We start from the raw sequence: 14,152 nt of genomic DNA, 5'->3' as shown, positions 1-14,152 counted from the left end.
GAGGAAAGGGAGGGAAGAATGAAGAAAATTGCAACATTGGCGTTGGGTGCGGGCATGATTTCAAGCCCAGCATTTGCTGGCGGGATCGAGGGGTTTCCGTCGGTAAACCGGTTCCTTTTTGAGCAGGGCCGCTATGTCGAGATCACCGGAGGATGGGCCGATTCAAAAACCGAAGGCACTGAGTTCGGACAGCCAACTGGTAACGTCACACCGAGCATTAGCGGCCTGTCCCTAGCCTACAAACAGGACGTAGGTGACAAATGGGCAGTCGCAATCCACGGCTTCAACTCGGTCAACTATAAGCTACTGTACCCAACCGGTACGGGCGCTCCTTCTGCTGGCACCAACGTCAGGTATCGCGGCACCGAGGTCGCCTTGATGGCGCGGTACAAGTTCAATGAAAACTTCAGTGCCTTTGCCGGGGTTCGGTTCGAAAAGATTAACGATTTCAGCGGAGCGCTGATCAATCCCTCTCTCAGCTACTCGCTGGATTCCGAGGGTGACTTCAACCCCGGTTTCCTTGTGGGTGCCGCGTATGAGATCCCGGAGATCGCGTTTCGCGCCGACCTGACATACTACTCGGAAATCGATCACGATCTGGATGGTGTCGAACAGCTGCAACCCCTTTCGCCATCTGACGTGACGACGCAATTGAGCACCCCTCAGACGGTCGCACTGAACGTGCAAAGTGCGATCAGGGGCCCCTGGGGTGCCTTTGGATCGATCCGTTGGAGGAACTGGGATGATGTCGCCGTAGAGTCTCCGGTTCTTGGCGGTCCGCTTGCGGAATTTGCGGAAAATTCGGTCGACTACCAAATTGGCGTCGGCTACCTGCTGAACCCGAAATGGTACTTCTACGGCATTCTATCTCGCTCGGAACCTGAAGGCGGTTTTGTTGGCTTCGACTACGAAGGCGGCGGCAAAGGTATCACGCTGGGTGCCGTTCACTCGATTGGTCAGACCCGAATTCTGGTTGATGTCACATATGGTACGCTTGGCGATGTGAACGAACCTGACGCGGGCCTGCAGATCCGGGATGTTTCCGGCACCGCTGTACGTGTGAGCCTGTCGCATAACTTCTGATCAAGCACCCGACCGCGAACGCGGTCGGGAATGGCACTCCACTACGCGAACGGCCGCTGCTTGTTGCCTATTGCTTCGGCGGTCATTTGCTTCTCAAACGCGGTTGTTAGGCACCATTGTCTAACACCTTTGACAAAAAATGATCCTTGTGATCTGCTTTAAGTGATCGATCACTCACCGTCTTGCTGCAAGAAGATCCGGAGGAAAAATGAATACCAGTACTGAAAGCCCACCGGTCAGCATGCAGCTGTTTTACGGGGCAGGCGGCATTGCCAACGGCATCTTGTCGAACGGTCTTAGCTTCTTCCTGCTTATCTACTACAATCTGGTCATCGGCCTTCCAGCTGAGACGGTGGGGTTTGCCCTTTTCATTGCTCTGATGTTCGACGCTGTGTCCGATCCTGTTGTCGGTTACTTGTCGGATAACACGCGTTCTCGTGCCGGCAAGCGCCACCCGTTCATTTACGCGGCGATCATACCTGTCGCGCTCCTTTTCTGGTTAATTTGGAACCCACCTGCAGCACTGACCTCAGAGACCCAGCTATTCTGGTTCCTGCTGATCACAACGATCCTTCTGCGGACGGCGATGACGTTGTTTGATGTACCACACAACGCGATGGTGCCAGAGTTGACCAAGGACTATGGCGGACGAACCATGTTGTCTGGCCTCAAGGTCTCGGTCACTTGGATTGCCGGTCAGATCATGGTCATCGCGATGTATGTGATCTGGTTGGTTCCGACTGACACGATGCCTTACGGAATCCTCAACCAAGCCGGCTATCAGGAAGCAGGCCTTGTCGGCGCAATCCTCATAGCGCTGGCTATCACTGTCACCGCATTGGGCACGCGCAAATGGCAGAATAGAATGCTGGATATTTCGCATGTGGCGACTTACAGCATCTCAGGGTTCTTCAGACAGTTTTTCGCGGCGTTCAAGCTGCCCGCATTACTTGCCATATTTGTAAGCTCGGCCATTTTCGCTGTGGGCGCCGGGATCGGAGCAGCTTTGTGGACCTACCTGACCTCGTTCTTCTGGGAGCTGAACAACGACCAAATAGCTCTGATCCTGATGGCCAACCTGATCGGCGCTTTGATAGCGGGCGTAACCCTGAAACCCATCGCACGATCCGGCGACAAAAAGTCGAGCGCGATCTACCTGTCGATCCTCTCGGCAGTTGTGGGTGTTGCCCCTTACGTGCTGCGTGAAATCGGGTTCTTCCCTGCAAATGGCACCGAGCTTTTGATTTGGTTGCTGTTTGTTCACGGCATTCTGCAAATCATCCTGATTGTCTGGACCACGTCTTTGCTGACGTCGATGACGGCCGACGTCGTCGAATTGGGTATCAGCCAGAACGGTTTCCAGAACGAAGGAATTATCACATCGGTCATCACATTCGTGCTTAAGGCGGGGACGGCTGGCGGGTTAGCGATCTCTGGAATGTTTCTGGCATATGTTGGCTTTCCGGAAGCGCCAGATCAATCGAACCTGACCCCAGAGGTCACCCGTGCACTAGGATGGAACTATGCCTGCCTTAGCCTCTTCATATACATGGCCTCGATTGTTGCCCTGATGTTCTACCGGTTGGACAAGGCGCAATTCGACCAGCTTCAGGCAATCCATGACTAAACAGCTGGCGCGTCGCCCGCGTGGACGGAACTTCAACTGATCTGCAATGGCGGCAAGCCAGAATGTTACACAACCCCTTCAAAGCCACGCAGTTTTGTGAGGCATAGGTAACCCTTCGTCGTGCCCACTTTGATGCGGGCACAAACCCCGAAAATAGATAGAGAAGTTCAATGCAATACCTCAAATCTCACCCCTTTTCCTGGATCATCTTCTTATGTTTGCTGTTGGCAACATGGTTTCAGGTCTACGCGATCTGGGGGTTGCTGTTCATGTGGTGGGCCGCCTCATCCTTCATGACTGGCCAGGCCTTTTTGGTCGAAACAATCGACAGCAGGGAAAACCCGCCGCTTTTCTACGCCATCACGATCATGTGGTTCGCCTTCGGGCTGCTTTACGTCGTGCAGGATCTCGCATGGCGTCTGTTCGGAATTTACATTGGTTAACTGTTCAGGAGAAACTCAATGACCAAGACTGCATTCTTCGCTGGCCTTATGGCTCTGGCGGCCTCTCAGGCTGCGGCCGGAGACATACAGATCGATATTACTGGTGTCGACGCCGGACGCGGGGGCGTCATTCACGTCCTGGCCTTTGACGATAAGACCGCGTTCGACCAAAGCCAGATGGCCAAAATCGTGGGCTACGCGAAGATCCCGGCCTCAGGTAGCACAGTTTCCGGGACGCTCGAGAACCAGAAACCCGGACAGCTTGCGATCATGATACACCATGACCAGAACGACAACGGCCAGTTCGAGATGAAAGGGCCGATCCCGCAAGAAGGTTGGGCATATTCCAAGGGCGCAGGCGTCAGATCGTTGCCGGCGTTCGAAGACGCGGCGATCGAATACGATGGCAATACCTCATCGCTTGGTTTGAAAATGAATTACGCAAACTAAAGATACCCTACAAATTTAACCCCAACTGCCCCGGAAACGGGGCTTTTTTTTTGCGGATATCGGATTCTTCGGGTTGAAACAGCGGGGCTAAGTTTTATTTTGTCGTATATGACAGTATATTGAAATCGCAGCCGCTGTCGTCAGATCTAAAGGACCGCCATCCACCATGAAGTCATCCCTGCAAGACACCAGTCGATTCTTGATGCAGGCCACGCTTGGGGCCGATCAGAGGTTACTGCATCAGGTTAGCAAGACCGGCCCGGAGCGCTGGTTGGATGATCAGCTGAACACCTCAATCGGAAACAAAGGACCGTTCGAAAAATCCACTCGCAAGATTTGGAAGAGCTTCCGAAAGCGCCTGAAGCGCGCGCATGGCGAATGGGCAATCAACGGCGACGGCAACAACCCCGCCCTGCCCTATAAATGGTATTTCCACATGGCGTGGTGGAACCACACCCTGACGCAACGCGACGACCTGCTGCGCCAGCGTGTTGCGCAGGCACTGTCCGAGATCCTGGTCATCTCGGACGCGTCATCGCTGGAGCTGGATGCCATCGGGATGGCGAATTACTATGACCTGCTCTATAAGCACGCGTTCGGCAGTTATTCAGACCTTCTGTACGATGTGTCGATCCACCCGATGATGGGTATCTACCTGTCGCATATGACCAATCAAAAGGCGAATGAGGCCAAGAACATCCATCCGGATGAAAACTATGCGCGTGAGATCATGCAGCTGTTTTCGATTGGCTTGTTCGAGCTGAACCCCGATGGCACGGAAAAACTGGATGCCAGTGGGGATCCGATCCCGACGTATGACAATCGCGACATCAAGGAACTGGCTCGGGTCTTCACCGGCCTGTTGCCCGCAGCCTATCAATACGAATGGAACACGTCGTTCTGGGAAAGCAGCTATAACGGCTATCCCGTTCAGTTTGATGACGGGGTCGAAAATACCTATAAGACAGTGCCCTTCATCGACGCCACAAAACCGATGATCGTGGAAGAAGCCTTTCACGACCGTGGCGCAAAATCCCTGTTGAACGGTCGTCTGACCCTGCCCGGCAATCAGCCCGGCCTAAAAGAAATTCGTTCGACCATCGACCAATTGGTTGCCCACCCTACGACCGCGCCGTTCATCGCAACCCATCTGATCAACCGACTGGTCACCTCCAATCCCTCGCCCGCCTATGTCGAAGCGGTGTCCCGGGCATTTGGTCCAAACGGAGATCTGAAAAGCGCGGTTCGCACAATCCTGACTTACCCATTGGCCAATGAGGTTGCCGCCAAACGTCTGCCTTCGGCATACAAATCCCCGACAAAGATAGTACAATCCCAAAAGCTGAAATCGCCCTTGCATCGCGTCACGCAGATTCTGCTTGCGTTTGGAGCACATAACCAAACCGGCAAGCTGTGGCTGCTGGGTGATGACATTCAAGAGGCGCTGCAGATGCATCCGCTGTCCGCGCCCACGGTGTTCAATTTCTACAAACCCGATTTCACCCCGCATGGCGCATTGCAGAAAATGGGCCTTCGCGCGCCCGAGTTCGAGCTGCACACGGCCGCGACCTCGGTCGCTTACGTCAACAACATCTACTACTGGTTCTTTGGCGGCTATCTCCCGCTGGTCTCGACCCAGATCGGCGCGGGTCCCGAGCAGATGATGGTAATGGAGTTTGACCCCGATACACTATGGGCCAATTCTAAGAACGCGCTGCGCTTCGACTTGAGCGAAGAGATCAAAGTCGCAAAGAACCGAGGCCGTCATGATGAGCTGATAGATCGGATTTCGGTCCTATTGACCGGTCGGACTGATGCCGAAGTGCGCAAAAGGATCAAACAGGCCTATGTGCAGTATGCGGACAATCCCGAATGGGTGGTGCAGACCATCGCCTTCATGATTGCCGTTTCCCCAGAATTCACCGTGCAGGAGGCCTGAGCCCATGCTGACAAAATCCTTTACGCGACGGCAGTTTTTGGCCTCGACCGGTGTTGCCGCAACTGGCGCAATGATGGGTGCCGCCCTGCCCGGTTTGGCGCAGGCTGGGTCGGGAATGATAAAGCCCGCCCGCAGGGCGCTTGTTTTTGTTATGTTGGATGGCGGAAATGACAGCTTCAACATGCTGGTACCAAAGGATAAAATCGCGCACAGCCAATACTCGGAAACGCGGGCCAATCTTGCCCTATCGCGAGGTGAGCTGCTGGACTTGGATACGCCCAAAGATCGGATGGGCCGCAGCTTTGGCCTGCACCCGTCGATGCCCGAAATGGCCGAGCTGTTCGATCAAAGGCGCCTCTCTTTTGTCGCCAATGTTGGGCCCTTGGTCGAACAGGTCCGGAAAGAGCAGTTCTATGACGGCTCGGCCGCACTCCCCCTGGGGCTGTTGAGCCACGCGGACCAGTTCAAACACTGGCAAACCTCGCGTCCGGATCTGCGTGTGAACGACGGATGGTTCGGGTTCTTTGCCGACGACCTACAGCCCTCAAAATCGGCGCACGAGATCGGCATGAACATCTCTTTGGCCGGAAACAACATTGCGCAGAACGGCAAGATCGACTTGCCATATGCAATCACAGACAAGGGCAGCGTCGGTCTGTACGTGAAAGAAGAGAAAAGCCCGCTCAACGACCTGCTTTTGGACAGTTTCAACCGAATGATGAACGCCGATCAAAACGGCGATCCCTTCCGCGAGACATATCTGAACCTGACCCGTGACGCGCAGTCCAAACACGAGACGTTCAAATCCGCGACCCGTGGGATCAAGATACCCCGGTCCTTCCCATCCTCGGACCTAGCGCAGCAATTGCGTATGGTCGCCAAAACGATTGCCGCCTCGGACCGGCTGGGTCACGAGCAGCAAACGTTCTTTGTGCGCTATATCGGTTGGGACCATCATGATGAGCTGTTGGCGAACCATGCCCGTATGCTGCGCGTGCTGTCCGAAGCCCTCGGTGCATTTCAGGCAACACTTGACGACATGGGGTTAGCTGATCGTGTCGTGACGTTCACCGGATCAGATTTCGGCCGAACGCTGACGTCGAATGGCAACGGTACGGATCATGGTTGGGGCGGCAATACCCTGGTTATGGGCAATGCTGTTAAAGGCGGGCAGATTCTGGGGGATTACCCCGAACTTGGCCTGGCCAGCGACAACGCGCTTGATGTGGGCGACGGTGTTTTGATCCCAACGACCTCGACCGATCAACTTTATGCTGACCTGTCCCTTTGGTTTGGTGTGCAACCTGCGGCACTGAACACGCTGTTCCCAAATCTCAACAGATTTGCGGATGTGGCGGGCGGAGAAAGGCTTGGGCTTTTCACCTAGACCCACCACCCCCAAACACTTCGGCCCACCAGGAAGCTTGAACATAGCTTGCGTCAGATTGTCGTCTGGAACGATGGGCAATAGTTCAGAAAACGTTAAAGAGCGGTAGACACTCTGGATTTAAATTGACTGTCAGTCTTGACAGTCAATTTAAACTAAGATATCTCTAAAATTCCGTTTCTGTGTAAGGGTAATCGCATGGGTCGACCCTCGGTACAAGATCAACGTAAAAAAGAAGTCCTCGATGCCTTTATGTCGTGCGTCGTACTGTATGGTGTCGAAGGTGCCACGCTTGAACATATCGCGGCGCAGGCCGGGTTGAAGCGTCCGCTGATCCGTCATCACCTTGGCAACCGCAAAGCCATGGTTCTGGCGCTAGGTGAGCATGTCGTCGAAACATTTAACAGACAGAGTGATACATTGCGCGCCTCACTGGCCGGTCACCCCGGTGTCCGTAATCTGATCGAAGCCTTGTTTAACTCAGACGGCGACATGGATCCGCGGACTAACATTTGTTACCAGGCCCTCGTCAACTCGATTGAGATCTACCCAGAACTTCGCAAGCCGCTGCTGGAATCGATGGAGGCCTTTTATAAGGTCGCTATAGATATCGTTCTTGCGTCGCACCCGAAAGCCGACAAACAAGCCTGTGAGATCGTCGCCCACGGAATCGTAAACCTGTTTATCACCACGGATGCATTCATTCCGCTCAAACCGCCGAAAACATGGGGTTATTCGTCCTATTTCGCTGCGCTGAAATTGGCTGAAACACTGGAAGACAAAACCTGACGGTGACGGCCCGGCCGATGGCCGGGTTAATCGTAACTGACCGCAAGCTTGTCCGTCGTGGCAACCGCCTGACAGGACAGGACGGCACCTTTCGCGATCTCATTATCATCCAAAGCGGTTCGCGCCCGCATATGAACCGCGCCTTTTTTCACCTGACACCGGCACGCTCCACAGACCCCAGACTGGCAGGAATATGGCGGCTCCAACCCCGCGTGTTGTGCAGCCTGCAAGATCGTCTGACCAGATGCCATCTGAACCGATTGTCGCTGTCCGTTCAGTGTTATGTCCACAACGGCATCAACGCCCTTGATACTGTCATCGGTGTCTTGCGCGCCGCCGTAGCTTTCCATGTGTATCCGACCGGCGGGCACGTCCAGAGACATAAGAGCGTCTTTGACCGCTTTGTTCATCCCGCCGGGACCACAGATATAGTACTGGGCATTCTGGGCATAAGGCGGATTTTCCGTGATCAGTGCCTCGATCGCATCCTTGTCGATGACACCCCTGCGCCAATAGGCGAAACTGGACCACATTGAAGGCTTGGACAGAAGGTGATGCACCGTCAGGCGTTCCGGAAACGTCTGTTGGTATTCGGCAAACTCATCTTTGAACAGGATACTGTCTGCGTTTGCATTGCCATAGGCCAGATGCGCAACCGACCACGGTTCGGCCAAAAGCACGGACTGAAGCATGGAATGCAACGGGGTGATACCACTGCCCGCCCCAAAGAAATAGTGTGTGCGCCGTTCCTCCGGGTCTGTATCCAGACAAAAACTGCCGAATGGCGGCATGACGTCGATCACATCACCCTTTTGAACTGTGTCGTTAATATGGTTGCTGACGAGCCCCTTTTTCACCCGTTTGACGGTAATACGCAGCGGATCCCCTGAAACGGGCGAAGACGAGATCGAATAGCTTCTGCGCACCTCTTCACCTTTGATCCAAAAGCGAAGGGTCAGGTGCTGACCGGCACGCCAGGCAAAGTCTTGGGCCAGATGTGGCGGCAAGTCGAACATGACGGATTTGGCTTGCCCACCAATCTCATTGCGCGTTTCAAGCACCTCAAGCGGGTGAAAATCTCTGGTCATTTGAGCCTCCGAAATTCGTGCCATGCGAATGGGCAGGATGTGTGATGATACCCGATATGGGCCGAGTGTTTGAATTGAACGGATTAAGCATTGGCACCCTGTTTCAATGCCGGTGCGTTGATCCGCTCGGTGATCTCAGACAAGCGCGCGAGGCTTTGCAGGACCATCGGCAAAACCACGACCGATTGCACAAACTCGAACGAATAGGTGACAACCGAGAAGATTTGCCCTGCCGTCGCCCCGCTTTGCGTCGCTGCAAACCACAGATTGAAGGCCAGCATGCTGAGCAAGACAGCAAAAATCGCAGCGTAGACAAGAGCCTCGGAATCCGACAACCGAACCTCATGCCTGCGCAATCGAAACAAGTGTTGGCCGATCTTTTTCAGATCCATGCTTTGCAACGCAGTAACCTGTCTTTCTGACTGGTGGTTCAACAGCCCATTCAGGCGAAAAAAGCGACGCGAAAACAAGGTAAAGATGATCATGATAATCACCGCAGCGGCCCCTGCCGCGGTGGCAAGTGCCCCGTGAAAGGACAGCAGAATACCGACCGAGACCAGAACCTGCACGACTGCACCCATCGATTCAGGGGCCTCATTTTCCAGAAAATCAACCAGCTCGCGCGCCATCAGAACACGCGCATTCAGCACCGAGACCTCGCGCCCCGCATCTCGCTCGGCCTGCGCCTTTCCCATTTCGACGCGGATCGTGCCATAGGCCCGCGTGTCGTAAATACGCCGCAACGTCGACACCACCAGCAGCGCCGCCATCGCAACACCGAAATGGATGAACGACGTATAGTCCCCATTCGACAGACCATCGATCGAATAGCCGATCAATAGGGGAAGAAGGGTAAACAACGCCGTTTCAACTAGGGTCAGACCCCAGGTCGTTGCGATTTTTGTGCGAAAGACCCGCAGCAAGGTCGCAATCGACAACCGGTCGTCGGGGTTGATCATTCTTCTTGCAACCAATCGCGAACGACCCTTTGGTGCTGAACCACGGGGCTTTCCCCAACTGCGGCTGGACCAACCTCGAAATAGGGCGAGGTCAGGGATTTCTGTTGCTGCTCACAGGCATAGATGTCCTCTTGCGTGAAATCGCCCGAAGCCATCGGATCGTTTTCATCATACGCATCATCACCGTCATATTTGCCTTTGATACCAAAATTGTTCCAGAAGGACGCCGACCGGGTGGCCTGTTTCGAAAACTCCCAGCCCGAGGCATTGGCAACACGCGTCCGGTTCAGAATCCGCGTCCTGTCCGGAGCAAGGGGGGTGATGATAAAGACGTTCCACACGTCCTCTGACGCACCAATTCCGACCCCTGGAAACAGCATCGGCACCCATGCACCATTCTGATCTTCAGGAACAACCCGTGGCATCTGAAGCTTTTTGTTCTGATCTTTGGCGAACTCTTCGACCGGCGGTTCCCAAAAGATGTAGTGCGGCCCGTACCAACCATATTGCGCATTGGCGTGGTCATACATCTGCAACGTGTTCGAATGCAGGTGGTTCAGATGGTAGACGTCGATGTAATTCTCGACGACGATTTTCCAATTGGCCTTGATTTCATAGGTGTTCGAGGTGTCCTCGTGTTCCACCAGTTCTTCTGGCACGTGTGGTCCGACCTTATCGTCCACGTCGCCAAACCATTTCATGATCGACCCTGCATTCGGGTCAGGATGCACAAACAACATACCCTTCCAGATATCGACCGAAGCAGGTTTCAGGCCAAGGCAGGATTTGTCGACGGACTTATATTCGCGATGCTCATCCGGAACCGAGATCAGGTTGCCCTCAAGATCATAGGTCCAGTCGTGATAGGGGCAAGTCAGCGCTTTTTGGGTCTTTCCCACGGCGCGGATCAATTGGGTGCCCCGATGTCTGCAGATGTTGTGGAAGGCCCGCAGCCTGCGATCCCTTCCCATGACGATAAACAAGTTGTTCAATCCCGCCTGAACCGAAAGATAATGGCCTGGCTCGGGCAAATCTTCCATAAAGCCGGCAAAACGCCATGTTTTTGAGAATATCTCTCGCTGTTCACGGTCGAACCACTCCTGCGATGTATACGCTTCTGCAGGTAACTCATGGTACATTTGCGGCATGCTGTCCCCTCCTCGGGCCGTCGTCTTCACGGTTGGCAAGCTAAGCGTTTTGACCTCAGCAACAGTGATTAACACATGCCCGATCTTACGGTGCTTTGAAACGAGATAGGCAAACAGCAATCAACTGTCAATGGTGACAATTTAAAGAATGAGATCAGCGAAGCGAGTAAGCGCATTTTTGCGATGTCCGCCGTTTCGATCGGTGTCATCTCGCACATGACCTAACGATACAACCGGATTAAGGCGCCTGCAGAGATTTGGCACTCAACAAAGTATGCTTGGCATTATACAGAGCGGCACCACTTTCAAGACGGACAATTCACCAATGCCTTCATTAAAGATTTGCGTCAATTTGGCCGTCGTGCTGATGCTAACCGCCTGTGCCGGCAGCTATGATCGGACAGCACTTACGCCGACGCCCGAAAATTACGAGACCTTTCTGCCGGTTGGCACAACCCCGGACAGCCGGTATTTCGAGGATGATAGCCGCGACCGTCTGGCAACCCTCAATGCGGATATGCGCAAGACGCTGGCACAGGTTCCAAGGGGACAAGGCCTGAACATTCTAGCGTTGTCAGGCGGCGGCCAGCACGGCGCTTTTGGGGCCGGCGTTCTAAATGGCTGGACCGACAAGGGTACACGCCCGTCCTTTGATTTGGTCACCGGAATCTCCACTGGCGCGCTGATTGCGCCCTTTGCTTTCCTCGGTCCGGATTATGACAGCCGTCTGAAGCGGTTCTACACTGAAACCGCGACCCGGGATGTCGTACGATTTGACGTTTCGGGTGCCGTCTTTGGGCGCGGTTTTCTGACCAAAGCAACGCCACTGAAAGCGGCGATCAAGCAAGAACTTACCGACGATCTGATCCGCGAGATCGCGGAGCAGCACAGATTGGGCCGCCAGCTTTTGATCGGCACCACCAACATCGACGCGGAACGTCCGGTGCTGTGGAACATCGGAGCTATCGCCCAAACCGACACACCGGGCGCACGGGAGCTGATCCGGGATGTAATTTTGGCCTCGGTCTCGATACCTGTCGTATTCCAACCAGTTACAATCAAAGTGACCAATGGCGAAGTTCAACGCGAAGAACTGCATGTGGATGGCGGTCTGACCCGCGAGATTTTTGCCTACCCATACGACTTGCAGATGCGTCAGCTATTGCGGGACGCTGGGCTGAGCAACCAAAAAAACCGCATTTGGTTAATCCACAACAAAACGCTGGAACCGAGTTTCGATCCCTTGCCCGGAAATGCAACCGCATTGGCTAACCGCGCGTTCGAGATGCTGATCCGTTCGCAAAGCCTTGGCAATATCGAAAGCATCCTGACCCTCGCGAACCGGGACGGGTTTCAAGCCAACATCACCTATATCCCCAAGGAATTTCAAAGAAAGCCGCAGGAACCCTTCGACCCCGAATACATGACCGAACTGTTTGCGATCGGTTATTGGGCCGGACAGCATAAGGAAGGGTGGATCTATGATGCGCAGCAGTGGCAGTGACGAGGACTTAAGGCCCAGCCAATTACTGAAGCAGACAATCAACAAGATGTTTGAACAAAGCGCAAATAACTGCAAGATAACGGGGCAATTCATGAGCAGACCGCATAGATGGTAACGCCACGCCGCCTTTTCCCCTCAATCTCATCACTCCGCGCCCTTGAAGCGCTGGACCGTTTAGGCTCGGCTTCTGCGGTCGCTGATGAGCTTGCCCTGACCCAAAGTGCCGTCAGCCGGCAATTACAAACACTGGAAGCCCAATTGGGTGTCGATCTGATCCGCCGGGATCGCAAACGCCTGCTGCTGACCCCGGTTGCGCAGGAATATGTAGCCGAGGTCCGGCAAGGTCTGAACCAGATCGCTCAGGCCTCGTTAAAGCTGCACGTGGCTCCTATTGGTGGCACCTTGAACCTTGCGATTTTGCCGACGTTCGGAATGCGGTGGCTGGTGCCCAGATTGCCGGAATTTGCCCGTATGCACCCGGAAATAACCATCAACATGTCGACCCGCCTGCGTCCGTTCAGTTTCACCTCTGAACCCTTCGACGCGGCGCTGCATTTTGGTGAACCCGATTGGCCCGCCACGGATCGGCTGCTGCTGCGTGTGGAAAGTGTATTGCCGGTTTGCGCGCCATCCCTGCTGCCCAAAGGCGCGCCGTCATCACCGCGAGATCTGCTGAAACTACCATTGCTGCACATCCAGACCCGGCCCCATGCCTGGCAAGAATGGTTCAATCATATGGGGACAAGCCATCCCGACGCGTTGCCCGGAACGATTTACGATCAATACACAACGATCAATCAAGCGGCGGTTCACGGTCTTGGCGTTGCGTTGTTGCCCAATTATTTGATCGAACAGGACCTCGCGACAGGCAAACTGATCGCAGCCTTCCCGGACGCGGTTGAGATGATGGGCGCCTACTATCTTGTTTGGCCTAATACCAAGTCGGACGACCCGTCGCTGCGCAGCTTTCGTCACTGGCTATCTACGCAGGCACAAACCGAAGAGGGTCTGCCCCGCTGACGGTGTCGAATGCGATCCGACCTGGCAATCACAAAGTTTTCGTCAGCAATGAAGCCGCCCGTTTCAATTCCATGCGCCAATTGGTCGGCGCATCAAGTGCGGCCAGTGAATCAAGGGACAGGAAGATCGTTGAAATGCCATGCGCCGCGGCCCTCACCCGTTCTGGCGTGGCGTCGGGCGACACGCGAGCAAGGAATTTCTCAAGAACCGCCACAAAACGTGCCAGAACTTCCAGCAACGGCTCCGCAAGCTCGGGATGGTCCCCGACTGATGCGGACAACCCCTGCCACGCAGCAGCAAGCCGTGGGTCGATCTCTTCATCTTCGGCAAATAGGGTTTCCAAGAGCTGATCGCCTGTTTCGATCTGCGTAAGATGACAGTCCAGCTCCAATGTCAGCTCGTTGAACGCGTCTGCGACATGCTGATTTAGCGCTGCAATCATCTGGTCACGATTGCCAAGGTAATGCCGCAACAATGGTCGCTTCACGCCAGCCTCGGCCGCGACACGCTCTTGGGTGGCGCCATCAAGCCCGTACCGGGCCACGCAGGTCATATAGGCATCAAGGATTTCTTCTGACCGTTGCGTTTTTAAGCTCGGGCGCGGCATGGCGTTTCCAGTCCCTTCATCAGGCTCACGACAAGAGCCCAAGAAATCTTGATGAACCGCTGTTTTTGCGGTCAATTTCTTCACATTCGTCGAAATTAGTGAACGATC

At 54.5% G+C, this 14,152-nt stretch carries 13 protein-coding genes; 9 read left to right on the top strand and 4 right to left on the bottom strand.

The genetic code is table 11. The annotated features are described in order from the left end of the window. The first annotated feature begins 18 nt into the window (after positions 1-18). The 7 genes from AC2FIS_RS07420 to AC2FIS_RS07390 all read left to right on the top strand — a co-directional run bounded on the left by AC2FIS_RS07420 (position 19) and on the right by AC2FIS_RS07390 (position 7,718). Positions 19-1,083, top strand: a complete 1,065-nt coding sequence (locus AC2FIS_RS07420) for a hypothetical protein (protein WP_496772643.1) — start codon at positions 19-21, stop codon at positions 1,081-1,083. A gap of 208 nt (positions 1,084-1,291) precedes the next feature. Beyond that, positions 1,292-2,710, top strand: a complete 1,419-nt coding sequence (locus tag AC2FIS_RS07415; protein ID WP_496772642.1) for an MFS transporter — start codon at positions 1,292-1,294, stop codon at positions 2,708-2,710. 170 nt (positions 2,711-2,880) lie between these two features. Then, the gene (locus tag AC2FIS_RS07410; protein WP_496772641.1) at positions 2,881-3,153 is read left to right on the top strand and encodes a hypothetical protein; all 273 of its coding nucleotides are present in this window, start codon (positions 2,881-2,883) and stop codon (positions 3,151-3,153) included. A gap of 18 nt (positions 3,154-3,171) precedes the next feature. Continuing rightward, positions 3,172-3,603 (top strand): DUF2141 domain-containing protein, encoded by a 432-nt coding sequence (locus tag AC2FIS_RS07405; protein WP_496772640.1) that lies wholly within the window; start codon positions 3,172-3,174, stop codon positions 3,601-3,603. A 166-nt stretch (positions 3,604-3,769) separates the two neighbouring features. Next, positions 3,770-5,542, top strand: a complete 1,773-nt coding sequence (locus AC2FIS_RS07400) for a DUF1800 family protein (protein ID WP_496772637.1) — start codon at positions 3,770-3,772, stop codon at positions 5,540-5,542. 4 nt (positions 5,543-5,546) lie between these two features. After that, entirely contained in the window at positions 5,547-6,929 is a 1,383-nt protein-coding gene (locus tag AC2FIS_RS07395; RefSeq protein WP_496772636.1) for a DUF1501 domain-containing protein, read from the top strand. Positions 6,930-7,127: 198 nt separating this feature from the next. Continuing rightward, complete coding sequence (locus AC2FIS_RS07390; protein WP_496772635.1) at positions 7,128-7,718, top strand: TetR/AcrR family transcriptional regulator; 591 nt, start codon at positions 7,128-7,130, stop codon at positions 7,716-7,718. A gap of 26 nt (positions 7,719-7,744) precedes the next feature. Here the strand turns inward: AC2FIS_RS07390 and AC2FIS_RS07385 are convergent, their stop codons facing one another. The 3 genes from AC2FIS_RS07385 to AC2FIS_RS07375 form a co-directional block, all read right to left on the bottom strand. Then, on the bottom strand, positions 7,745-8,806 hold the full coding sequence (locus AC2FIS_RS07385; RefSeq protein ID WP_496772634.1) for a 2Fe-2S iron-sulfur cluster-binding protein: 1,062 nt from the start codon (positions 8,804-8,806) through the stop codon (positions 7,745-7,747). An 83-nt stretch (positions 8,807-8,889) separates the two neighbouring features. Further along, entirely contained in the window at positions 8,890-9,765 is an 876-nt protein-coding gene (locus AC2FIS_RS07380) for an ABC transporter six-transmembrane domain-containing protein (RefSeq protein ID WP_496772633.1), read from the bottom strand. Next, entirely contained in the window at positions 9,762-10,913 is a 1,152-nt protein-coding gene (locus AC2FIS_RS07375) for an aromatic ring-hydroxylating oxygenase subunit alpha (RefSeq protein ID WP_496772632.1), read from the bottom strand. The genes AC2FIS_RS07380 and AC2FIS_RS07375 overlap by 4 nt, the downstream gene beginning before the upstream one ends. A 367-nt stretch (positions 10,914-11,280) precedes the next feature. Between AC2FIS_RS07375 and AC2FIS_RS07370 the strand changes: the two genes are divergently transcribed. Beyond that, a complete protein-coding gene (locus AC2FIS_RS07370; RefSeq protein ID WP_496772912.1) occupies positions 11,281-12,417 on the top strand; it encodes a patatin-like phospholipase family protein in 1,137 nt (378 codons plus the stop codon). Between the two features lie 108 nt (positions 12,418-12,525). After that, entirely contained in the window at positions 12,526-13,437 is a 912-nt protein-coding gene (locus tag AC2FIS_RS07365; protein WP_496772631.1) for a LysR family transcriptional regulator, read from the top strand. A 28-nt stretch (positions 13,438-13,465) separates the two neighbouring features. Here the strand turns inward: AC2FIS_RS07365 and AC2FIS_RS07360 are convergent, their stop codons facing one another. Further along, on the bottom strand, positions 13,466-14,044 hold the full coding sequence (locus AC2FIS_RS07360; protein ID WP_496772629.1) for a TetR/AcrR family transcriptional regulator: 579 nt from the start codon (positions 14,042-14,044) through the stop codon (positions 13,466-13,468). Positions 14,045-14,152 lie beyond the last annotated feature (108 nt).

Source organism: Ruegeria sp. CDSB113, from assembly GCF_059611045.1.
This window is presented reverse-complemented; position numbering and strand designations above follow the sequence as displayed.